The organism is Tumebacillus flagellatus, from assembly GCF_000714935.1.
Taxonomy (GTDB): domain Bacteria; phylum Bacillota; class Bacilli; order Tumebacillales; family Tumebacillaceae; genus Tumebacillus; species Tumebacillus flagellatus.
In genome coordinates, this window is record NZ_JMIR01000003.1 from 97,175 (window position 1) to 120,410 (window position 23,236).

A 23,236-nucleotide genomic window follows, 5' to 3' on the forward strand; every position below is an offset into this window, starting at 1 on the left:
AATTTGAGTACCTGTCTACGTCTATCCTACTATGTTTAGTCGAAAAAGAAATATGCCAAAAGTCAGTTATTAAGTAAAATTGCAATACATTAAAATATATTCTTACAAGAAATCATTCTCAGAAAAAAGGGCAAGAAAAAAGGCCCCCGGTTGCCCGAGGACCTTTCACATTTGTAGGCGATAGCTTACAGCTTGTTAACGTTTGCAGCTTGAGCGCCGCGGTTGCCGGTTACGATCTCGAAGGAAACGCGTTGGCCTTCTTCGAGGGTCTTGAAGCCTTCGCCTTGGATTGCGGAGTAGTGAACGAACACGTCGTCGCCGCCTTCAACGGAGATGAAACCGTAGCCTTTTTCAGCGTTGAACCATTTAACAGTACCTTGTTGCATGTGTGAAATACCTCCTGCGCGTTCTGATGAACGCGGTGTTACCACTTGTTCGCAATTCTGTTTCAAGCATCCGTTGAAGCAAGATTGGCAAATGGCTGTCTCCTAGACATTTTTTATGATACCAGCAGTTTCCCGATTTGTCAAACACATTGTTAGATTTTGTAAATTGACTCGTACTTGGTTTCGAGGTACTCGATCAGATACTTCGGATTGATTTCTTCGCCCGTCGCGTCAAAGATGATTTGCGCCGGTTGGCGGCTCTTGCCGTAGCGGTAGACGTTTTCGATCAGCCATTGTTTCAGCTCCGAGGTGTCGCCGGCAGCGACTTTTTCGCGGTAGTCCGGAATCGCGCGGGCAATCGCCGCTTGGAACTGCGCGGAGTAGATGTTGCCAAGCGAGTACGACGCAAAATAGCCGAACGAGCCGCCCGCCCAGTGGATGTCTTGCAGGACGCCGGTGGTGTCGTTCTCCGGTCGGATGCCGAGGTACTCCTCCATCTTCTCGTTCCAGATGCGCGGGAGATCGGCGACGGCGATGTTGCCGTTGATCAGGTCTTTCTCGATTTCGTAGCGGATCATAATATGCAGGTTGTAGGTCAACTCGTCGGCGTCCACACGGATCAGGGACGGCTCCACGAGGTTGATGGCGTCGTAGAACTCGTCGACGGAAACGCCTTCAAACTGCTGCGGGAAACGAGCTTTGAGATCATCGTAGTAGCGGCTCCAGAATTCGCGGCTTCTGCCAATCATGTTCTCCCAGAAACGCGATTGCGATTCATGGATGCCCATCGAGGTGCCGGTCGCGAGGAACGTGCCGATCAAGTCCTTGGAGATGTTCTGTTCGTACATCGCGTGCCCGCACTCGTGGATGGTGCCGAACAGCGACGATTGCATGTCGTTCGGGTTGAAGCGCGTGGTGATGCGCACGTCGCCCGGGTTCAAGCCGATCGCAAACGGATGCGCGCTCTCGTCGAGGCGGCCCGCTTCAAAGTCGTACCCCAACTGGGTGAGGATGAATTCGCAGAACTTGCGCTGATCGGCTTTCGGGAACTCTTGGTTCAAGAAGTCGCGGCGGACTTGTTCGCGCTCGGAAATTTTCTTGACGAGCGCCACGGTGCGCTCACGAAGCGGCGCGAAGATCGCGTCGATTTTCGCCACGGTCATGCCCGGCTCGTATTGGTCGAGCAGCGTGTCGTATTTGTTTTCGTCGTAGCCCCACAGCTCGATGAACTCGCGAACCGTATCCACGATTTTCTCCAAGTGCGGGCGGAACGATTCGAAGTCGTTCTTGGCTTTCGCTTCTTGCCAAGCGTATTCGGCTTTGGAGGTCAGCACCACGAAATCTTGGTACTTTTGCGGCGGGATCTTCTTGGAGCGGTCGTATTCTTTCTTGCGTTCGAGGACGGAAGCGCGTGTGATCTCGTCAAGCGTTTCCAACACGTCCGGCTGGGTCAATTCGGCGAGGTATCGGCCCATCTCTTCGGAGACGCTCAATTTGAATTGATCGCCGGAGAGCATGCCGACGACTTCCGAACGCTGCTCCACGCCTTTCTTCGGAGTGCCGGTGCGCAGGTCCCAGAACATCAGCGCGGTCGCTTCTTCCAACTGCTTCATGCGTTTCACAAGTGCTTTGAAGTTCTCAATCGTGGTAGCAGACATTTGTTCCTTCCCCCATCTATGTAAGAATACTCCCAATGTACAGTGCCGTGTCGGAATTGTCCAGCAATAACAGGAACTTCCCGCCAAGGAAAAAAAGACCGCATCCGCCGGGGACACGGTCTTTTTCAAGTAAGAAGTGTTACTTCAAGAGGTCGTGAGAAAGCAGATAGTCGATGTTGGCGTTGAGCACGGCGGCGGCGTTGTCGGTGAGTTGGCCGGTCGTCACCCCTTTGTTCAAGATGTCTTGCAACTGCTTGAGGTGTTTCGTGGCTTGCGTCGTGTCTCCTTTGGTCAAGAAGCTTTGCACCGTATCGAGCTTGGCATCGATCGAGGTGTGGATGCCTTTGTTTTTGATCTGCTTTTCGTCGTCCAAGCGCGCGGTGAGGTTCTTGATCGTCGGGATCGACGTCTCGATGAGGAACGTTTGGTTTTGTTCCCAAACGTTGCCCGCTTTGTCGATGACGCGCGCCAAGATGCGGTGCGCGCCAAGGCCGAGCGGCAGAGCGTTGATCTCCGAGCCCGACGCGATGCGGTTTTCGTCCAAGATGAGGTCTTGAGACGCGATACCCGACACCGTGTCGGTGCCGGTCAGCGTGAAGGCCAGCGACCCGTCGATCATGATGTTGTGCACGGACGGCCCGCCGCTTTGCGTGAGCGTGGCGGTCGGAGCGGTCTTGTCAATTTTGACGGTGATCGTCTTGGCGTCTTCCACGTTGCCGCGGTTGTCCACCGAACGGTACGCGAGCGTCGTCGTCCCTTCTGTCGTCAACGTGAGCGGCGCTGTGTACGGCTGGAACGCCCCCCCCGGCGTCTGTTGGACTTCGATGCGGGCGACGCCGCTTTGGTCGTCCGTGGCGGTCAGCGTGACGGTGACGTTCTCGCGGAACCACCCGTCGTTGCTCGGCGAGCCGGACAAGCCAAACGACGTGACGGGCGGCACGACATCCACTTGCTCGAAGTCGTTCGGTGCCGTGACGCGCAAGAGGAAGCCGGCCTTCGCATTCGACGAAACGCCGGAAATGGTCACCGCTTGTCCCTCTCGGAACGGGAACGCCGTCTGCGTAAGTCCCGTGCGCGCGTCGACGCGAACGTGCGTGGTCGCTCCCGCCGTGTTCACCGCGTCAAATTCAAACGACCCCGCCGGCTGCGACGACGTGATGTTTTTGATCGTGACGTTTTGCAACGTGACTTGTTGGCCTTGATTTTGCTCGCTAAGCGCCGTGACGACCGTTCTGGCGGGCAGGTTGGCAGTTCCTTTTTTTCCATATAGAGCGGGTTGGAGATTTCCAGTTCGTTGTTGTACGGCACGATCGGGCCGGCGACGAGCACGCGGTCGCCCGGTTGATATCCGCTGGTGTTTTGGTACACGTAGACTCCTGCGGTGTCGTCTTGGATGTAGAACGCTTGACCTCCGTAGATGCCGGGCGGTGTGGTCACCACGCCTTCCACGGTAACGACGGTATTCGCCGGACGCGTGCGGGCATCGGAGACGGCGATCTTCGCCGGGATCGGCGGCTGGTCTTTGGGCAGCGCTTCCGCCGGAACGTCGCCGAGCGTGACCGTTTCCGTCTTCAGCGCGTTGCTGCCTTGGCGCAAGCGCAAAGTCGCGCCTCCGGTCGCACCCGGTTTCAGCTTCAGCGTCAAATCGCGGACGGCGTGTCCGAACCCGTCGGCCGTCAGCGCAAACGGCGCGCTGTATCCATAGGAAGCCGGGTACGTGCCGTCCGGGTTCTGCACCATCCCGATCTGCGTGCCGCCTGCCAAGTACACGCCGATGTTGAAGTTGCTGACCGTCGAGCCCGGCGAGAGGTTGTCGGCAACCACGCGGATTTGGAACTCCTGTCCGTTGTTCGGCAGAGTGGCTTGCTTCACCGTGGAGTACGTCGGGTTCGCAGCCGTAGCTTGCGCGGAACCGTAGGAGCCCGCTTTGAACGTCGACGGGTCGTACCATTTATAGCCCGTCTCCGGCGGCGCCCACGGTTCGGCAGCCGGTTCGGTCGTCGCTTGCGGAGTTTCCATCGGCAAGAGTTGCGTCGGCTGATCGAGCGGGATGCCCGCTTGTTCGAACGAAGTGTAAGATTCTTTTTTGGCGAGCCAGTTCACGAGGTTGACGAAATAGGCGGCGTCGTTTTGTTCTTTCCACCCGTCGTAGGTGGTTTTCGGCTTGCCGTTTTCTTCTTTCAAATATTTCGGCGTGGCGTCTTCCACCGGAGAGGAGTCGCCGATAAACGCCGCTTTGCCCGCTCCGACTTTGGCGATTGCGGAGAACGGACCTTCTGCCGTGCCCCCGCCGGAATAAACGCCTTGGTCGACCGCGCTCGCCCACGATTCGTTGGTTTGCGGCAGATAGACGAGGCCCTTCGCTTTTTTCGGATCGAGGATGGCGAGCGTGGAGCCTGCGTGCATCGCCACGGCGTTCACGCCTTGCGTGATGCCAAACGATTGCTCCGGCGGCACGATGTTGGTGGCGTTGATGTCGCCGAGCGCGTTATAGCGAAAGCGCACGCCGAAGTTCGTCGCCAGCCAGTCGGAGCTTTGGACGTTTTGCATGGCGGTGGAATTGCGCTCTTCGTCGCTCATGCCTTTCGCCGGATCGTCCCAGGCCCCGCGCCGGAAGCCGTTCATGACTTCGGAGGCGTCCCAGCGGTTTTTGTTGCGGTCGGCGTTGTAATGGTCCGCGATGAAAAAAATCGAACCTCCGCCTTGGACGTACTGGAGCATCGCTTGCTGCTCCGACACTTTATAAGGAATGTTCGCTTCGCCGATGACGAACACGTCGTACGGTTGCAGATCGGCGAGCGTGATGGCCGTGGTTTTGCGCAGTTCTTTGACATAGTAGCCCGCGTTGGCCAGGCCGTTGGCGAAATCGGAGAAACCGCCGTCGATGACCCAGTCCGCCGCTCCGGCCGTTTGGCCGTGCGTGTTGTCGAAGAGAATTTTTTTGCCTGCGTTTTCGTTGCTGACTTTCGGGTTCAAGTAGGGCGCCGGATCGTTCGGGCCCTCGGCGTGGACGCTGGCAGCCGGAATCAGCGGCAGGGTCAGCGTCATGGCGAGCAGCGCAGACATGGCAAGCCGTAGAAACTTCACTCGTAGATGCACCTCCATGCGGATTGCAAGATGAACGTAGTATCTGCAGTGAACAAAAAAACCCTCTCCCAGATTGGGAGAGGGTTTTTTTCACTATTGGAGGTACTTCATGGACTGCAGCGCGCGGAAGAGGATCGTTGCGCTCTGGGCGCGGTCCGCTTGCTGTGCCGGAGAGAATTGTCCTGCGTCGGTGCCTTTGATGATGCCTGCAAAAACGGCATAGGCAGCAGCTTCCTTCGCCCAGCCTTCGATTTGCGTGTTGTCTTGGTACGCGGAGAGGTACTGCGCTTGTTCTGCAGCGGTCAGCGATTTGGTCGCGCCGGACAGTTGCAGCGTACGGTAGATCATCGCCGCCATCTCTTCGCGGGAGATCTCTTGGTTCGGACGGAACGTGCCGTCTTCGTAGCCGGAGATCAGGCCGAGATCATGAGCGGTTTCCACGTTCGCCGCGTAGTAGGAATCGCCTGCCACGTCCTTGAAGGTGGAAGTTTCCGCGTTGCTCGGGAGCACGCCCAGCGCGCGCACCAGCAAGGTGGCGAAGTCGGCGCGGGTGACTCGCGCGTTCGGGTCGTACGTCGTGTCGGATTTGCCCGAGACGATGAATTTGTTCGCGAGGGTGTTGATCGCGTTCAACGCATAGGAGTCCGCGTCCACGTCGGAGAACGATTTGTCACTTTGCACGACGGTGTAGATCATGTTGCTGTGTTGCTTTTGGAACGTTGCTTGGGTGGAACCGTCTGCCGTGTTGAACACGGTCGGCACCGGATAAACTGCTTTGGTTTGCGGGTCGATCATCAGGCCTGCGAGGTGCCCGTTGCCCACGGAGGACGCGGAAGCCGGCAGGGTGACGGTCGGTTTGAGCGCCAGGTCTAGGCTGTGTGCTTGTCCGTTGGCGTCGGTTGCGGAAACTTCGACGGAGATCGGGTTCACGAGTGCCGCGGCCCCTTTGCCCAGTTTGGACGTTGCGTCTGCCGCCGAAGCGGAGTCAAGTTGGTTCACTTTGACAGAAACTTTCGAGGAGTCGAGAGAAAGTCCGAGCTTCTCGAACGCTTGCTTCACAGCGTCAACCGGAAGAGCGAGCGTTGCCGCGTCCGTTTTGAGGACGAGGCTCGAACCGGATTGAGCGGTCAGCGCTTGGAACGCTTTGGCGTCGAGTTCGGTCACGTTGCCTTGGCCGGTGAGATCGATGGTGACTTGCTTGCCGTTTTTCAGAGCGTCGGTGATCAACTCTTCCAGTTTGGTTTCGTTGATGACCGCTTTGCCGTTGCCCGGGATGACGAGTTTGTCATCGTTGGTCGGAGCCGGGTCTTTTTCCGGTTCCGGATTCGGAGTAGGCTTCGGGTCCGGGGTCGGCGTCGGGTCCGGAGTCGGGTCCGGAGTAGGCGTCGGGTCCGGGGTCGGGTCCGGAATCGGAGTCGGATCCGGAATCGGATTTGCGAGAACCAGATCACTTGCTTTCGTGGTGCGCAGCAGGAAGCCGTTGTTGGTGATCGAAGCTGCCCCGCTGATGTTGATGACGTCGCCCGCTTTGAAGTCCTGCAGGAAATTGTCACTGGTGTAGCCCGTACGGGAGTCGATGCGAACGTGCGTCGTGGTCTGATCAGCCGCGACCACATCGAATTCGATGTTTTTGAAGCTGTCCGGCGTGCCGATGTTCTGTACGGTCACTCCGTTCAATTGCACGTATTGCCCTTGGTTGGTGGCATTCACCGCGTTGACAACAGCCGGAGACGGAGCGCCTTGGCTTGCCTGAATCACGTTGACAGAACCTGCCGTCATGTTGCCAAGTTCCAGCTCTTGGTTGAAAGAGGTCAAATCGCCCGTGACAGACACGACATCCCCCGGGTTGACAACCGTGTTGCCTTGGTAGACGTACATGCCGCCGGTGCCGTCTTGCATGTAGAACGCTTTGCTGCCGTACAGACCGGACTTGGTCGTGACGGTACCTTGAAGCGTGACGGTGTCACCCAAGGTTTTCGCACGTGCCGTACCGACCGGGATGGCGAAGGAAGTCGCAACCGCAGCGCTCGGATCGAGCGTGATCGCTTTGGTCAGCACCGCGTTGCCGTTTTGCTTGATGCGGAAGTTCGCAGCACCTGCCGTCGCTGCCGAATTGATCTTCACCCACAGATCTTTGTAGGCATGCCCGTTGTTGTCATACGTAACGCTAAACGGTGCGCTGTACGCATACGACGTCGGGAACGTCTGCCCGCCGTCGACGCTCACTTTCGCAATCTGCGGAGTGCCTTGGTACAGGCCGACGGTGATCGAACTCAACGTCGTGCCCGGTTGTCCGCCGCTGAATTGCAGACGAACCGGAATCGGAGTGTCGGTATTGGCAAAAGCAGACGGCAGATACGCGTCATACTTGGCTTGATACTGGATGGTCGCACCGCCGTAAGAGCCCGGTTTGAATGTGGATTGATCGTACCACTTGTACCCTGCCACCGGTTGCGACCACGGTTCCGCTTGCGGTTCCGTCGAGTCTGCCGGGTTTTCCATCGGCAAGAGCGGAGTCGGATTGTCCAACGTCAGACCCGGATATTGATCCAGAGAGGTCTTGTCCGTTTCGGCAGTGGCCAACCAAGAAACGATATTGTTCAAGAGAGTTGCATCGTCTTCTTCCTTGAAGCCGTCGTACGTCGTTTTCGTTTTGCCGGTGTCTTCGCGCAGATACTTCGGCGTCGAGTCTTCAACCGCCGATGAGTCGCCGATGAACGCCGCTTTGCCCATCCCGACTTTCGAGATCGCAACAAACGGACCTTCCGCGATGCCGCCGTTTTCGTAGACGCCTTGGTCAACCGCATTCGGCCACGCGTTGGCGGAAGTAAGGGTCGGCAAATACGCGATCCCTTTTGCTTTGGTCGGGTCCAAGATCGCAAGCGTTCCGCCTGCGTGGATCGCCACGCGATTTACACCGTTGGTGATCCCAAACGATTGGTCGGGCGGTACGATGTTATCAGCCGCCAAACCAGGTTTCGAGGTATCTTCGTTCGCTGCATGGTCGATCGCATTGTAACGGAAGCGAATCCCGAAGTTTTGTCCCAACCAGTCAGACGACGTGACGCCTTGCATCAGAGAAGACGCCGCTTCTTCCGCGGTCATCCCTTTGGCCGGATCGGTCCATGCGCCGCGACGATAGCCGTTGTACACTTCCGAACCATCCCAACGGTTGACGTTGCGGTCTGCGTTGTAATGGTCGGCGATGAAGAAAATCGAACCGCCGTTATTCACATAGTCGAGCAGCACTTGTTGCTCAGACGCTTTGTACGGGTAGTTCGACTCCGCGGTGATGAACACGTCATAGCCCGCCAGATCGTCTGCCGTGATCGGCGAACTCTTGCGCAGTTCCTTGACATTGAAGCCGAGGTTTGCCAGCGAGTTGCCGAAGTCGGAGAAGCCACCGTCGATAACCCAGTCGGCCGCCCCGGCCGTGTTGCCGTGCGTGTTGTCGAACAAAATTTTCTTGCCGGTGAACGCCATGCCCGCTTTGCCCGCGATGGTCGGAGCCGGATCGTTCGGACCCTCGGCATGTGCCGCCGGAGTCAACCAGAAGGTTTGCGTCGGTGCCGCGATGGAGAGAGCCAACAAAATCGGTAGTGCCTTTCTCCTGAATGCTTTCATTTTTGTTCCCCCATGATTGCTTCTTTAGTTGATTGAATTTCTTCAATGCAGTCTCTATTCTACCATCCTTTCGTGTCGAATTAAATCGAGTTTTGTAAAATATTTTTATTGTCTCAGCACAAAAAAGACCAAGCCCCGCAAGGGACTCGGCCTTTTTTGTAAAAAAATTACTTAACTCCGTTTGCCAGCAGATACGCCACTTGCGCGCCCAGCACGTCGCCCGCGTGAGCGGAGATGTTGCCGTTTTTCGCGTAGGAGGTCAAAATGCTTTGCAAGTCTTGCAGGTGTTTCGCTGCTTGATCCGGCTTGCCTTTGTCGAGGAAGCTTTGCGCGGTGTTCAGCTTCGCGAGGATCGATTGCTGAATGCCGTGGTTTTTCACTTCGCCGTTGTCAGCCAGTTTTTGCAGCAAGTTTTGCACGGTGGTCACTTTGGTGTCGACGAGGAAGGTGTACGACACGGTATTGACGTTGCCCGCGTTGTCGATCGCGATCGCTTTCACGGTGTGTGCGCCAAGGGTCAGCGTGGAAGCGTCGATCGCCGTGCCGGACGCGATGGTTTTGTCATCGAGCGCCAGGGTCAAAGCTGCCACGCCGGAACCGGAATCGGTCGCCCTCAAGTTGAAGTTGAGCTTGCCGTCTGCCAGAACGTCATGGATCGCGCCGCCGTCTTGGGTCAACTTGATTTCCGGAGCGGTGCGGTCGATTTGGATCGTGACCGACTTCGTTTCGGACACGTTGTTCGCATCGTCGTACGCGCGAACGTCAACCGTGTTGTTGCCTTCGGTGCCTACGTAAACCGCTTGGGATGCGCCCCAAACTGTTTGCCATTCGCCGCCGTTGAGGCGGTATTCGATGCGATCCACGCCCGATTGAGCGTCTGCTGCAGAGAGGTTGACTTTTACAGCTTGGTAGTACCAGCCGCTAGCCGTCGGAGCTTGGTCTGCTTGCGCGTCTACGGTCGGAGCGGTTTTGTCCACGTCGACGTAGTAGGTTTGCGCTTGTTCTACGTTGCCGTAGATGTCAACCGCGCGAACTTGCACGGCGTTTTTGCCTTCATTGGAGATCGAGATCGGACCTGCGTAGGTTTGCCACTGATCCGGAGACAGCGCGTATTCGATATGATCGACGCCGCTGTCGTCGGTTGCACTCAGCGTTACGGTCACGTCTTGGTTGTACCAGCCGCTTTGTTGCGCGGTGCCGTCCACGGAGAACGAGGTCACCGGAGCGGTGGTGTCGACGATTGCAAAGTCGTTCAAGCCGCGCGGTTTGAGTTGGTACACGCCCTTGAAGATCGCGGAAACGCCGGTGATGTTGACCGTTTGGCCTTCATGATACGGGAACGCGCTTTGGGTCAGACCCGTGCGGCCGTCCACGCGAACGTGGGTGGAGCCGTTTGCGTTCACTGCGTCAAATTCGAAGGAACCGGTCGGAGTTGCGGAAATCACGTTCTTGATCGTTGCGTTTTTGATCGTGACGAGTTGGCCTTGGTTTTGATCGCTCAGCGCGGTCACTTCGGTTGCCGCCGGAAGATCAGCGGTGCCGGTCTTCTCGATGCTGACGAGATCGGCAAGTTCCAACTCGGTGTTGTACAGCGAGGTCGTGCCGGAGATTTTCACTTTGTCGCCCGCGTTGTAGCCCGCGGTGCTTTGGAACACGTAGATGCCCGCCGTTGCGTCTTGCAGATAGAACGCTTGGCCGCCGAACGCGCCCGGTTGAGTGGTCACAACCCCCTCTACCGTGACGAGTTGGTCCGCGCCAGCCGCGCGTGCCGCAGAGATCGACGTGGTCGCCGGAACGACCGGGCCGTCCTTCGGCAGCGGCTCAGCCGCAACGTTGTCGAGCGTTACCGCTTCGGTTTTCAGCGCGTTGCTGCCTTGACGGATGCGCAGGTTTGCCGCGCCCGTGGAGCCCGGTTTCACGCGCAGGGTCAGCTCTTTCGTCGCGTGGCCTTTCGCGTCTGCCGTCATCGAGAACGAATTCGAGTAGCCGTACGCGGTCGGCCAGGTGCCGTCTGCGTTTTGGACTTGTCCGACTTGCGTGCCGCCGTTCAGGTAGATGCCGACGTTGATGTTGCTGAGCGTCGCCAGCGGCGCAAGGTTGTCCGCCACGACACGGATTTGGAAGCTCTGCGCGTTCGGCAGAACCGCTTGGTGCACGGAAGAATAGGTCGGGTTGGACGGAACCGTTCCGCTCGCACCGTAAGAGCCCGGTTTGTACGTCGAGGAATCCCACCACTTATAGCCCGGGTCCGGAGCGGCCCACGGTTCCGGTTGCGGTTCGGTGGAAGTTGCCGGATTCTCCATCGCCAAAAGTTTCGTCGGTTGATCCAGTTGCAGACCCGGAACTTCGGTCAGCGAGGTGTAGCTTTCCTTCTTCGCAAGCCAGTTCACGAGGTTGGTGAAGTAGAGCGCGTCGTCAACTTCCTTCCAGCCGTCGTACGTGGTTTTCGATTTGCCGGTGTCTTCGCGCAGATATTTCGGAGATGCGTCTTCAATCGGAGAGGAGTCGCCGATGAAAGCAGCTTTCCCAAGCCCCACCTTGGAAATCGCGGAGAACGCACCTTCTGCCACGCCGCCGCCGTTGTAGACGCCTTGGTCTACCGCGCTGGCCCACGCTTCTTTGGTCGGCGGCAAGTAGACGAGACCCTTCGCTTTGGTCGGGTCGGTGATCGCCAGCGTCGAGCCTGCGTGCATCGCGACAGCCGAAACGCCTTTCGTGATTCCGAACGCTTGATCCGGCGACACGATGTTGGTCGCGTTGATGTCGCCGAGCGCGTTGTAGCGGAAGCGGACGCCGAAGTTTTGCGCCAGCCAGTCGGAGCTTTGCACGCCTTGCATCAAAGCAGAGTTCGCTTCTTCCGCTCCCATGCCCGCAGCCGGGTTTGCCCACGCGCCGCGACGGTAGCCGTTGAACACTTCCGAGCCGTCCCAACGGTTTTTGTTGCGGTCGGCGTTGTAGTGGTCGGCGACGAAGAACACGGAACCGCCTTGGTTCACGTAGTCCAGAATCGCTTGCTGTTCGGACGGCTTGAGCGGAAATTGCGGTTCCGCCATCACGTACACGTCATACCCCTGCAAGTCGGACAGCGTGATCGGGCCGGCCTTGCGCAGTTCCTTCACGTAGAACCCCGCGTTCGCCAGCGCGTTCCCGAAATCGGAGAAGCCGCCGTCGATGACCCAGTCTGCCGCGCCGGACGTTTCACCGTGCGCGTTGTCGAACAAGACTTTCTTGCCTGCGTTCTCATTCACCACTTTCGCTGCGATGAACGGAGCCGGGTCGTTCGCATTCTCAGCGTACGCCGCCTGCGTTCCCATCACCATCGTCGGCAGCGGCAAAGCCAGCGTCACCGCGAGCAAGGTGTGAAACGAGCGTTTTTTAAAAAACAAATCATGCACCCCCCAGAGCATTTTGAAAATTCTTCGATAACACTGCTATTTTAGCATGAACTTACCTCCAAAGTGTGAAGATTATTAAAAAAAAGAAACTCTCCTCTAATGTGCGAGAAGAGTTCTCTTTTTGTGCTTGCAAAAAAGTCCCGATCCCGAACTACATCAAGATAATTGCCGCCACCGTCGCGGCGAGCAAACCCGCCATGACGGGCAGGAAGTTGCGCCTGGTCAGCGATTCCGGGTCGATGCCGGTCACCCCGGCGATGTCGAGCACGCTCCACGGAACCAGCGTGCCGCCTCCGCTCCAAATCGACGCGACCTGCCCGAGCGCCGCCAGCACGGCGATGTCGATGCCCGCCGGCGTGCCGAGCGCTTGAGCGAGGGTCCCGATCATGACCAGCCCGGAAAAACCGGAACCGTCAAGCCCGGCGATGATGCCGACGAGGACGATGATGATCGCCACCGGCACCGCGGAGAGCGGGACGATCGTCGAGAGCGCTTTGCCCAAGTCGAACAGGAAGCCCGGCGCGCCGCCGCCCAGCACCAGCGGGGAAATCTCCGGCGACCCGAGGAAGAAAAACGCCGCGATCGGAATCACCGGCGCGAAGATCTTGATCGCAAACTTGAAACCCTCTTGCAAGACATCCATCAAGACTTTATGCGCCTCCAGACGGTACTCACCGATTGCCATCAGCACCAAGAGCATCAGCCCGCCGCTTGCCCGGTCAATTTCGGCGCGCCTTGGATCACGAAGTCGCCGGAGAGCGCGATGCCGTGCCCGAACAAGTTCATCGCCGCCGCGATTCCGACCAGCGGCAACCCGGCGCGCAACGCCCCCGGAATCAACATCGGCCCGACGGTCATCGTCGCCGGCGTCGGCCAGAGGAACGCGGAGAGTAAGCCTTTGACAGCGCCGATGCCCCAATACGCGCCCGACGGTCCCTTGAAAAGCTTGCCGATCGGCCGCAGCAACAGCGTATCGGCGCCGATCTTCTCCATCAACCGCAGCAAGGCGATCATCAGTGCAATGATCAAGATGATGTCAAAAAGCGCTTTGCCCGCCGTCAAGTTCGCCGTAAACAGCGTCTGCCCCGCCGCGACAAACGAGCCCTTATACACCCACCCGATCAAGATCGTCCCGGCGACACAGACGGCGATCACGCCCCGGCGCAAAAACATCCCGAGGATGACCAACAGCACGACAGCCAGATAGATCCAATGCGAGATCGTCAATTCCACAGGTACTCCCCCCTGTTTTGCAGGCGTTTGCCCTTCCTTGGGAGCAGTCTATGAAATGGGCTCGGCATTGGTGCGGAAGAATGAAAACTTTCGCAATCCTTCCAACCTAAAAAATAGAGGGAATTTCATAAAAAATGCAGAAACTCTTACTGTTGAATGATTCTCGCTTATATCTGAGGAGGACAAATAGATGAACACCCTGGACGCGTACCTGCATCTGGCAAAATTTCTGCCGGAATTGCTGGTCAAGCAAGACCTCGCCATCTGGGCGACCGATGAAGAGAAATTCCTGATCTTCGACATTCACGGACGCTTCGATATCCCGATCAAACCCGGCGACCCGCTGACACCGGGCGGCACGCCCGCAATCGTCGTGCAAACGAAGCAGAAGATCTCCCGCCTCGTGCCGCGCGAAGTCTACGGCGTGGTCTGCCAAACGACCGCCATCCCCGTCGAGGGCGGTTGCATCGGCATCTCGCTTGGCGTTGAGAACGAACACACGCTGCAAGAGTCGCTGCAAGACCTTCACCACGCGTTTGACCAGATCGGCAACTCCGGGCACAGCATCGCCGACAACGCCGGCGGATTGTCCGATTTCATGACGTCTCTGTTGCAGACGGTCTCGCAAACCAACGACGAGATCAAGAAGATCGACAACGTCGGCAACTTGATCAAAAACATCGCCGACCGCTCCCGCCTGATCTCGCTGAACGCCCTGATCGAGTCGGCGCGCGCCGGAGAGCAAGGCCGCTCCTTCTCTGTCGTCGCCAAGGAAATGCAAAAGCTCTCCGAAGAGACGGCGAAGTCGATCACCGACGTGCGCACGACGCTTACGAACATCCACACGCTGTTCTCGCAAGTGCAGAACCTGATCCACGAAGCGGAGGGCAAAGTCCGCACGCAATCCGCCGCCACCCAAGAGATCGCTTCGGCGCTCGAAGAAGTCGCCGCCACCGTACGCGACATCGGGATGCTCTCGAAGTTGATCTAACCCTGAATCCCCAAAACAGCAGCACGCCAAAAAGTCACGACCCGATTCCCGAGGTCGTGACTTTTTTAGGGGCTGAGAAAGCGCCGTTGCCTATTCGCGTCCGAGATGCTTGCGCCACGAACCACTCGCAACCTCCCGGCACCCCCGGCTGTCGTGCCACACGTAGACCCAACCTTCGCGGTTGTGGTGCAAGTCTTTCACCTGCACCCGGTCGTATTCATTGTCCGGATGACCCGGGCCGAAATACTCTTCGAGCTCGTCAAACTTCTTGAGACCCGCGCCGGTGATCAAGTACCACTCCCCGACGACCTCGTACCCGTTCACATCGTCGAGGACGAGCGCGGGATAGCCGTTTCCCGTGTCATACAGACGACCGCGCAACGTTCCCGGTTGAACCGCTTTCAAAAACGGGGCGATGTGATGATGATTCCGCTCGCCCGCGAGCACCGACCCGTAGACGAATACGTCGAACATGCTGCCTGCAACTCCTTTCCGTCTACAGCTTAACCGCATCTCCCATCATAGCAAACTATGTTCGAAAAAGAATCCGATTGCCTCAAAATTTTGTGTTTTTACCGAAACGAAACAAAACCCTGGAGGGGGCCTGTCCCCGCAGGCCGTTCAAGCCCCAGATCGCCAAGCCCCCGGCGACTCCTCCGCACAGAAACACGAGCATCGGAATGCCTTGGTCCGCCCCCGTCTGAAACAGCCAGCCGCCCGCCCCTTGCGACAGCCCGCCGCCCACCGCCATCGCGACCGACGCAAACCCGAAGTACGTGCCGTACACTTCCTTGTCCGCGAGTCTTGCCGTCATCTCCGACCCGGCCGGTTCCATGATCATCGTGCCGATCGAGAACAGCAAAAAGCCGGTCAGAAACAGCCCCATCCCGCTCGCCAGCCCCAACACGACCAAACCGCACGCCGTGAAGCCGAGGCCGATCCGCATCTGGGTGAGCAGCTCAAACTTTTGCAAGCGTCGGTTGACGGGAACTTGCAGACACAGAATCAAGGTCGCCATGACCAGATTCACCAGCGAGACCGCCCGCACGTCGCCGGTGATCGCCACCACCTGCATGGGAATCGTCAAAAACGACTGCATCGACATGAAGTAGTGTCCGCACATGACCGCGACAAACAGCAAAAACGTCCGGTCGCGCAACACAATCCGCCACATGGAAACGAACGGCAACGGCTGGCTCTGCACCGTCACTTCCGGCATCCGAATCTGCGTCAACAACGCCGCTCCGAAAAACAGCAGCCCGCAGGCGTACGAGAGCAAACGGAAATCCAAGTTGATCAGCATGGCGCTGAGCGGTGCCGAGAGCGCAAGTCCTGCTTGCGCGAACACTTTTCGTGCCGCATACACCCGGCTCAAATCAGCGGGATCGGCCAAGGCGGTCAACGCCGCATCGCGCGTCGGCTCAAACATCGCGCCCCCAAGTCCCGACACCGCCGCCGCCGCGAGCAGTCCGGCGGGGTGGTCAAACAGCCCGAACATCGCAAAGCCGATGCCCCGCACGAGCATCCCGAGCACCATCAGCCGCTTGTACCCGACACGGTCTCCCACCATCCCGGTCAAAAACGTCAATCCCTGCTGGCTGAACTGCCTCGTCATCAACAACACGCCCGCCAAAAACGCCGTCCATCCCAAACTGTGCGTCAAGTAATACGACAAGTAGGGAATCAGCGCGTAAAACCCAAGCGACATCAAGAGGATATTCAAAAGCGTCAACGGAACGCCCTGCGGAAAACTGCGCATCCAATCCATCGGTTTCTTCCAATACATCGTTCCTCACCTCAACCTCATGCTACTAGGAGGAGGTTCGATTCGTAAAACGAAACTATTGAATAGGATCTATTCAAAAACTTGAACCAAGAAAGGTCTGCCCGCCTCTATGGAACTCGATCAAATCCGCGCCTTTCTCGCCATCGCGCAGACGAAGAGCTTTACCCGCGCCGCCGAACAGCTGCATGTGGCGCAATCGACGATCACGACGAGAATCAAACTGCTTGAGGAAGCGGTCGGCAAGCCGTTGTTCACCCGCGACTCGCGGCGGGTGGAAGTGACGCCGACGGGGTTGACGCTGCTGCCCTATTGGCAGCGGGCGTTGGACTTGTTGCAGGAAGCGGAAGTGTCCGCGCACCTGCAAGGCAAGTTTGCAGAGCGCTTCACGGTGGGGGCGCTGGCTTCGATCTGGCAATTCACGCTCTACCCGTTGGTCTTGGAATTTCGCAAGCGGCACCCGGAAGTGGCGCTGCGCACGATCACGGGGCATTCCAGCGACATCGTGCTCAAGATGTTTGACGGGCTGATCGATCTGGGGCTGGTGTACTTGCCGCCGCATCATCCCGATATCGAGGTCAAGCCGTTGTACCACGATTCGATCGTGCTCGTCGGACCTCCGGACTTCGATGCGGGCGTGGACGAGATCACGCCGGATCGGTTGCCGGACTTGCCGTTCCTCTTCATGAACTGGGGCTCGCCGTTCTCCGAGTGGTACGAATCGGAAGTCGGGCCGGGGTACGTGCCCTCGTGGCAGATCGACGATACGATGATTCTTGCACAGGCGATTCAGGCGGGAGAAGGGATCGGCTTCTTGATGGAGAATCTCGCCGACGACCTCGAAGCGAAGGGCGTTGTCAAAAAACTCCCCTTCCGCCCCCGTCAGCCCGTCCCCACCCGCACCGCCTACCTGATCTACCCCAAACGCAAAGTGGAGTCTCCTGTGCTCCACGCGTGGAAGCAGCTGTTCAACGAACACGCCGACCGCTTGCCCTAGATCAAAAAAGGAGATTGAGCCCCGCGCTCCATCTCCTTTTCTGTTCAATGGAAACATTCCGGTATCACTTCTGTTTCATCAGCTTCTCCATCTCATTGAGCTGTTCCTCGAACACTTTCATCGCTTGCTCGATCGGCTTGGGCGTGGACATATCCACACCTGCATCTTTCAAGATCTCCAGCGGCGGTTTGGACGATCCGGCCGCGAGGAAGTTTTCGCGGACGCGCTGCACCGCCGGTTCGCCTTCGTCGAGGATCTGCTTGGCCAACGCCGTCGACGCCGCAAACGATGTCGCGTACTGGTACACATAGAACCCGTAGTAGAAATGCGGCACCCGCGACCATTGCATCCCGACTTCCGGATCGGCGGCGAGGGTGTTGCCGAAGTATTTTTTGTGAATGTCGAGGTAGAGGGTTTTGAGCGTTTCGGCGGTCAGCGCTTCGCCCTTCTGCTCTTTTTCATGTGCGAGCTTCTCAAATTCCGCGAACTGCGCTTGGCGGAACAGCGTGCCGACGAACGTCTCCAGATATTGATGCAAGAGATACATCTTCTCGTCGCGCGTCGTCGCGTGCTTGTACAGCGACTTGAACATCAGGGTCTCGTTCATCGTCGACGCCACTTCCGCCGTGAAGATCGGGTAGCCGGAGTAGAGGTACGGCTGCTTCTGCTGCGTGTAGTACGACTGCATGGCGTGCCCGAGTTCATGCGCCACCGTCGAGACGTCGTCGTAATGCCCTTGGTAGTTCAACAGCACGAACGGATGGGTGTCATAACAGCCCCACTGGTAGCCGCCGCCCCGTTTGTTTTCCGTGGAGTAGACGTCGATCCAGTTGGAGTCAAACGCCTGTTTCAACACGTTCACATAATCGTCGCCGAGCGGTTTCAGACCTTCAAGCACCATCCCTTTCGCTTCTTCAAACGGGATGTAGCGCTGGTCGTTCGCCGAGATCGGCAGGTAGAGATCGTAGACGTGCAGTTGGTCGACGCCGAGCAGTTGTTTTTTCAAGTTCATGTAGCGTTGCAGGAGCGGCAAGTTTTTGTGCACGGTGTTGAGCAGTTGGTCATAGACGTCGGTCGGGATGCCGTTGGGCAGGAGGCTGGCTTCCAGCGCGGAGTCGTACTTGTGGACGCGGGCGGCGAAGTTGTTCGCTTGCACTTCGCCCGCAAACATTGAGGCGTAGGTGTCTTGGTAGTGCTCGATCACGCGGTTGTACAGTTCATACGCGCTCTTGCGCAGCTCCCGGTCGCCCTGTTGCAAGATCGCCGAATAGTTGCCCGGAGTGAGGTGAATGTCGTGCCCGTCCTTGGTGCGGAGCGTGGGAAACAGGATGTCTTTTTGCAGCATGGTGTAGATTTTCTCCGGGGCCTTCGCCATCGGATGCGTTTGCGCGAGGACGGCTTCCATCTCCTGCGAGAGCGTGTGCGGCTTCGTCTTCATCGCGTCTTCCAGAAACGGTTTGTAGGCGGCAAGTTCCGGTGCCGCGAAGATCGTTTTGACTTCCGCTTCGGGAATCGAGCACAGCTCCGGCATCACCCAAGAGGTTTTCTCGCCGACGAGGGTGGCGAGTTTTTCGGCGCGGTCGTTTAACGCTTGCAGTTTGGAGTCGCCGGTGTTCGTGTCAAAACTGAGCTTGGCGTAGACGTGCACTTTGTCAAACGTGCGGGAGAGGACGGCGTAGTTGTCGAGCATCGCCTTGACTTGCGCGGGGTTTTTCAGGTGGCCCCGAAAGCGGTTGAAGTCGCGGAGCAGGGCTTCGACTTTTTTGCAGTCTTGTTCCCAGGCGGTTTGGGACGGGTAGATGCTTTCGAGGTTCCACTTGTACTTGTCGGGCACGTCGCCGCGCTTGCGGTAGTTCGGTGCGCTGGCGGCTGCGGACGGTTCGCCGGCTTCCGTGCTGCGGATTTCGACCGCTGGTTGCCCGGACGGCACGGCGGCGTGCGTGGCGGAAGCGGGGACGTAGAGCGTGGTCAAGGCGATCAACATCGCCGAAAGCGCAGTCAACGATCTTCTCATCGGTCGCTCCTCCTCGGGGTGATAGTACCTATTGTGATTCCCTGAAATCCCCAAACCCATGTGGAAGAGATGGAAAAAAAGCCCCTCTCCGCCAAGGCTGCGGAAAGGGGCGTTTCAGACTTACTTGCCGTCGGCGATTTCGCGGACGAGTTGCGGGAGCCAGTCGTTCAAGTTGGTGAACTCGTATCCGGCGAACTTGGCTTTGTCGGTGTTCAACAGCCACGAAGCCGGGACGCCGTACGGAGACGCTTCGGCACCTTCCGCGACGAGAGCCTGCTTGCCGACCGTCTCTTCGATCAAGCTGAGCAAGTCGCGCAGAGAGATGGTGCCGTCAGCCGCGCCGTTGTAAGGGCCGGGTTGCTCGACCGTGCCGCACCACGCGATAAATTTCCCGGCTTCCTCCGACGTGATGTAGCCCATCGAAGCGTCGAGGTTCGGCATCCAGAACGGCTTCTCCTCTTGCACATGCTCGACGTGGAAATGCAGGCGGCGGGTGTAGTCATCGAGCCCGACGACGATCGGGATGCGAATCGCGACGACCGGGAAGTCCGCTTTTTGGAAAAAAACACCCTCTGCGTGGCGTTTGCCGTCCGCATACGAGAAGTTGGTGTACGGGCCGTATTGGATTTCGTGGCGGTACGGGTCGAAGTCGGACTCCGCGTGCGTTTCGCCGTTCGGGTCGTACACCGCCATCGTCGAGGTGAACACATAGCGGCCGACTTTGCCGGTCAGCACGTCGACGGCGTTTTGCGCGTCGTCCGGGCCGTAGCAGATTTGGTCAAACACGACGTCGTAGCTTTTGCCTTCCAGAGCGGACGAAAGCGAATCGCGGTTGAGACGGTCGAGCGTCAAGCGCTCGACGCGGTCGCCGAAGCCGTCCTCCGTTTGGCCGCGCGTGGCGACGGTGACGGTCACGCCGTCCGCGAGCAGTTTTTCCACGAGATGCTTGCCAAAAAAGCGGGTGCCTCCGAAGATGAGTGCTGTTTTCATCGGGTTGATCTCCTTTATCTGGGTGGTATTTCCATTGTACCACTCAAACGCAAGGTTGTGATAAGATCAATTTGTTAGGCATTTAAAGTTGAAAACAGGGAGAGATACCCGATGAGTCATCAGGTTGACCGAGAATTTAACGGGACATTTACGGAGACAGATGCCGCCGAACAGAAGTCGTGGATGATGCTTCAGGATTGGGCGGATCTGTGCTTTTTGCATTACGCGTTTGATCCGGACATGCTGCGTCCGCACCTCCCCGCGGGAATGGAGTTGGACGTGTTCGACGGTCGGGCGTACGTTTCGATCGTGCCGTTTTATATGAAGCGGATTCGGTTGCGGTTGGAGCCGGATTTCCTGTCGATGCACTTTGGCGAGTTGAATTTGCGCACGTATGTGACGGTAAACGGGCGACCGGGCGTGTATTTCTGGTCGATCGACGCCGATTCGTGGTTGGGGTCGGTGATGGCGAAGTTGATATATCACCTGCCGTATCACGACGCGGACATTGCGCTGGTGGAGAACGACGGAGTGTTTGAGTTCAATTCCGTGCGCGGCGGCGCCGGTCCGGTTGCGAATTTCTCGTGCAGATATCGTCCGACGTCGGAGGTGTTTGAGGCGGAGAGCGGGTCGTTGGAGGCTTTCTTGACCCAGCGGTTCTCGTTGTTCTCGACCGATGCCGAGGGGAATCTGTACCGCGGCGACATCGAGCACGGGACATGGCCGTTGCAACACGCCGAGGCGACCGTGGAAACAAACCTGCTGTTTGAAGCGGCCGGCCTTCCCCAGCCGCTCGAAGGGCCGAAAGCGTATTATGTGAAAGATATCGTCACACACTGCTTTGCGTTAGAGAAAGTGAAATAGAAAGAAACAAACCTCGGGCGATGTTGTACCCGAGGTTTGTTCGTTGAAAAGACAGTGGAACGTGAAAAACCTCGGGCCGAAACGGTGCCCGAGGTTTTTGTATTGGGTTGACCCGGTCGAGTTCGGACGGACGGCGTCTTGGACTCGGAGACGGGCCGTTCATTTTTTTCTTACTTGCGGGTGAGGCCGACAGCCGCTTCCACCTTGGCGAGGGTCGCGTTTGCGACTTTGTTCGCTTTCTCTGCCCCGGCGTCGAGGATGTCGTCGAGCTTGGAGGACTCGATGAGGTTGTGGTAGCGCTCTTGGATCGGCTTGATCACCGAAACGGCGAGTTCGGCGAGGTCGCCCTTGAGCGCGCCGTACGTCTTGCCCGCATACTCCGCTTCGATCTCTTCCAGCTTGCGGTCCGCAAGCAACGAGTAGATCGTCAGCAGGTTGGAGATGCCCGGCTTGTTTTCCTTATCGTAGCGAATCGCGTTGTCCGAGTCGGTCTGCGCACGCTTGATTTTCTTCACGAGGTCCGCTTCCGAATCGAGCAGCGAGAGGAACGCGCCTTGGTTCGGGTCGGACTTGGACATTTTCTTCGTCGGGTCTTGCAGCGACATGATGCGCCCGCCGACCGTCGGCAGTTGAACTTCCGGAATCGTGAAGACCTCGCCGAAACGGTTGTTGAAACGCTGCGCCAAGTCGCGGGTCAATTCGAGGTGCTGCTTCTGGTCCTCGCCCACCGGCACGATGTCGGTGTTGTAGAGCAAAATGTCGGCTGCCATCAGCGGCGGGTACGTCAACAGGCCGACCGGGATCGACTCTTCGCGGCCGCGCGCTTTGTCTTTGTACTGCGTCATGCGCTCCAGTTCGCCGACGTAGGAGATCGTCTGCATGATCCAGCCCAGCTGCACGTGCGCCGGAACGTCCGATTGAACGAACAGCACGACTTTCTCCGGGTCAAGCCCGATCGCCAAGTACAGCGCCGCCAGCGAGCGGGTGTTTTGACGCAGTGCCGCCGGGTCTTGCGGCAACGTGATCGCGTGCTGGTTGACGATGCAGAAGAAGCAGTTCTGTTCCTCTTGGACGGCCAAAAACTGCTTCATCGCGCCCAAATAGTTGCCAAGCGTAATCATGCCGCTCGGTTGAATCCCGGAAAAAATGGTTTTCATGACCTTCGCCTCCATAAGTTCTGCTCTCCGTTTTTCTGTCTGCACCCGGGGGTTATTTGCCGTCGAAGAGACCGCCTTTTTTATGTTGTTTGGTGACTTTCATCGCTTTCGCCGCAATTTCCTTGTCGGCACGGCCGAGACCGCGTTGTGCGGCGCTCTTGGATTTTTTTTCTTCAACGAGTCTGCGCATTCTCTCGATTGCGGTTTCGTTTTGCTCGCTCATGGTGTCTGTGAGCCTCCTCGGTTATTCGTTCGCCATCTCGCGGGCGCGGGCGTTGGTGGCAAGTACCGCGTCTTGCATCATCTCGGAAAACTTGCGCTCCTCCATGACGCGAAGACCCGCCGCCGTCGCGCCGCCCGGCGTGGTCACACTGTCGCGCAACTGTGCGGGATCGGCTCCTGTCTTCAGCATCGCCGCCGAGCCGTAGATCATCTGCGCGACCAATTTTCTCGCCGCGTCCTGCGGCAAGCCGTAGGACATCGCAGAGACTTCCAGCTCTTCGGCCATGCGGTAGAAAAACGCCGGCGCGCTGCCGGAGATCGCGGTGAGGTCGTGGACTTGCTGTTCCGTGCATTCCACCGATTCGCCGATCCCGGCGAGGATCATCTGCAGCGCGTCGCGTTGCTTGTCCTCCACGTGTCGTCCGCACGTGAACAGGGTGATCGACTCGCCGATGCCGGCCGCCGTGTTCGGCATGATCCAGACGACGGGAGTTCCTGCGGGCAGCAGTTCTTCCAACAGCCCGACCCCGATGCCCGCCGCCACCGTCAGCACGAGTTGTCCGTTCACGTACGGCGCAAGTTCGGTCAGCACGGCGCGATGGTGTTGCGGCGGCATCGCCAGCACGATCACATCTGCTTGGGGTGCGGATTCCCGCCAATCTTGAGTCACCGTGACGCCGTGCGCCTCGCGCATCGCTTGCAGACGCGCCAGGTCGGAGCGGTTCGACACGATGATCTCCTCTATGTAGTCCTTCTGTGTACGCAAAACCCCGGCAAAAATCGCTTCCGCCATTCGCCCGGCACCTATGAACAAGATTCGTTGCTTCCTCACAGC

At 58.1% G+C, this 23,236-nt stretch carries 18 protein-coding genes; 3 read left to right on the forward strand and 15 right to left on the reverse strand.

Going from position 1 to position 23,236, the window contains the following annotated elements:
- Positions 1-185: 185 nt before the first annotated feature.
- From EL26_RS03375 to EL26_RS25990, 8 genes are all read right to left on the reverse strand, one after another.
- The gene (locus EL26_RS03375) at positions 186-386 is read right to left on the reverse strand and encodes a cold-shock protein (RefSeq protein WP_038084505.1); all 201 of its coding nucleotides are present in this window, start codon (positions 384-386) and stop codon (positions 186-188) included.
- A gap of 152 nt (positions 387-538) precedes the next feature.
- Positions 539-2,044 (reverse strand): carboxypeptidase M32, encoded by a 1,506-nt coding sequence (locus EL26_RS03380; protein ID WP_038084507.1) that lies wholly within the window; start codon positions 2,042-2,044, stop codon positions 539-541.
- A gap of 139 nt (positions 2,045-2,183) precedes the next feature.
- Positions 2,184-3,227: an OmpL47-type beta-barrel domain-containing protein gene (locus EL26_RS26565; protein ID WP_052035939.1), complete on the reverse strand. Its 1,044-nt coding sequence runs from the start codon at positions 3,225-3,227 to the stop codon at positions 2,184-2,186.
- Positions 3,158-5,131, reverse strand: a complete 1,974-nt coding sequence (locus tag EL26_RS03385; protein WP_152559161.1) for a hypothetical protein — start codon at positions 5,129-5,131, stop codon at positions 3,158-3,160. The genes EL26_RS26565 and EL26_RS03385 overlap by 70 nt, the downstream gene beginning before the upstream one ends.
- A gap of 93 nt (positions 5,132-5,224) precedes the next feature.
- On the reverse strand, positions 5,225-8,755 hold the full coding sequence (locus tag EL26_RS24865; protein WP_152559162.1) for an S-layer homology domain-containing protein: 3,531 nt from the start codon (positions 8,753-8,755) through the stop codon (positions 5,225-5,227).
- A gap of 167 nt (positions 8,756-8,922) precedes the next feature.
- The gene (locus EL26_RS03395; protein ID WP_152559163.1) at positions 8,923-12,141 is read right to left on the reverse strand and encodes an OmpL47-type beta-barrel domain-containing protein; all 3,219 of its coding nucleotides are present in this window, start codon (positions 12,139-12,141) and stop codon (positions 8,923-8,925) included.
- Positions 12,142-12,301: 160 nt separating this feature from the next.
- Positions 12,302-12,850 (reverse strand): hypothetical protein, encoded by a 549-nt coding sequence (locus tag EL26_RS03400; protein WP_038084509.1) that lies wholly within the window; start codon positions 12,848-12,850, stop codon positions 12,302-12,304.
- The gene (locus tag EL26_RS25990) at positions 12,850-13,383 is read right to left on the reverse strand and encodes a hypothetical protein (RefSeq protein ID WP_038084511.1); all 534 of its coding nucleotides are present in this window, start codon (positions 13,381-13,383) and stop codon (positions 12,850-12,852) included. Before EL26_RS25990 ends, EL26_RS03400 begins: the two co-directional genes overlap by 1 nt.
- 190 nt (positions 13,384-13,573) lie before the next feature.
- On the opposite strand from EL26_RS25990, the gene EL26_RS03410 reads away from it, so the two are divergent.
- A complete protein-coding gene (locus EL26_RS03410; protein ID WP_038084513.1) occupies positions 13,574-14,374 on the forward strand; it encodes a methyl-accepting chemotaxis protein in 801 nt (266 codons plus the stop codon).
- Between the two features lie 90 nt (positions 14,375-14,464).
- Here EL26_RS03410 and EL26_RS03415 read toward each other — a convergent pair whose 3' ends face one another.
- Both EL26_RS03415 and EL26_RS03420 read right to left on the reverse strand, forming a co-directional pair.
- A complete protein-coding gene (locus EL26_RS03415) occupies positions 14,465-14,848 on the reverse strand; it encodes a gamma-glutamylcyclotransferase family protein (RefSeq protein ID WP_038084515.1) in 384 nt (127 codons plus the stop codon).
- Between the two features lie 82 nt (positions 14,849-14,930).
- Positions 14,931-16,160, reverse strand: a complete 1,230-nt coding sequence (locus EL26_RS03420; RefSeq protein ID WP_038084517.1) for an MFS transporter — start codon at positions 16,158-16,160, stop codon at positions 14,931-14,933.
- A gap of 109 nt (positions 16,161-16,269) precedes the next feature.
- On the opposite strand from EL26_RS03420, the gene EL26_RS03425 reads away from it, so the two are divergent.
- Positions 16,270-17,154: a LysR family transcriptional regulator gene (locus EL26_RS03425; protein ID WP_038084519.1), complete on the forward strand. Its 885-nt coding sequence runs from the start codon at positions 16,270-16,272 to the stop codon at positions 17,152-17,154.
- A gap of 64 nt (positions 17,155-17,218) precedes the next feature.
- On the opposite strand, the gene pepF is transcribed toward EL26_RS03425, so the two are convergent.
- Both pepF and EL26_RS03435 read right to left on the reverse strand, forming a co-directional pair.
- Entirely contained in the window at positions 17,219-19,168 is a 1,950-nt protein-coding gene (gene pepF / locus EL26_RS03430; protein WP_038084521.1) for an oligoendopeptidase F, read from the reverse strand.
- A gap of 120 nt (positions 19,169-19,288) precedes the next feature.
- A complete protein-coding gene (locus tag EL26_RS03435) occupies positions 19,289-20,158 on the reverse strand; it encodes an NAD-dependent epimerase/dehydratase family protein (RefSeq protein WP_038084523.1) in 870 nt (289 codons plus the stop codon).
- Positions 20,159-20,269: 111 nt separating this feature from the next.
- Here EL26_RS03435 and EL26_RS03440 point away from each other — a divergent pair, with 111 nt between their 5' ends.
- A complete protein-coding gene (locus EL26_RS03440) occupies positions 20,270-21,022 on the forward strand; it encodes a YqjF family protein (RefSeq protein WP_052035943.1) in 753 nt (250 codons plus the stop codon).
- Positions 21,023-21,192: 170 nt separating this feature from the next.
- Here the strand turns inward: EL26_RS03440 and trpS are convergent, their stop codons facing one another.
- From trpS to proC, 3 genes are read right to left on the reverse strand one after another with little or no spacing between them, the layout of a single operon-like run.
- Positions 21,193-22,179, reverse strand: a complete 987-nt coding sequence (gene trpS / locus EL26_RS03445) for a tryptophan--tRNA ligase (RefSeq protein WP_038084525.1) — start codon at positions 22,177-22,179, stop codon at positions 21,193-21,195.
- A 52-nt stretch (positions 22,180-22,231) separates the two neighbouring features.
- Positions 22,232-22,402, reverse strand: a complete 171-nt coding sequence (locus tag EL26_RS25785; protein ID WP_162835155.1) for a hypothetical protein — start codon at positions 22,400-22,402, stop codon at positions 22,232-22,234.
- A gap of 21 nt (positions 22,403-22,423) precedes the next feature.
- Complete coding sequence (gene proC / locus EL26_RS03450) at positions 22,424-23,233, reverse strand: pyrroline-5-carboxylate reductase (protein ID WP_274518864.1); 810 nt, start codon at positions 23,231-23,233, stop codon at positions 22,424-22,426.
- Positions 23,234-23,236 lie beyond the last annotated feature (3 nt).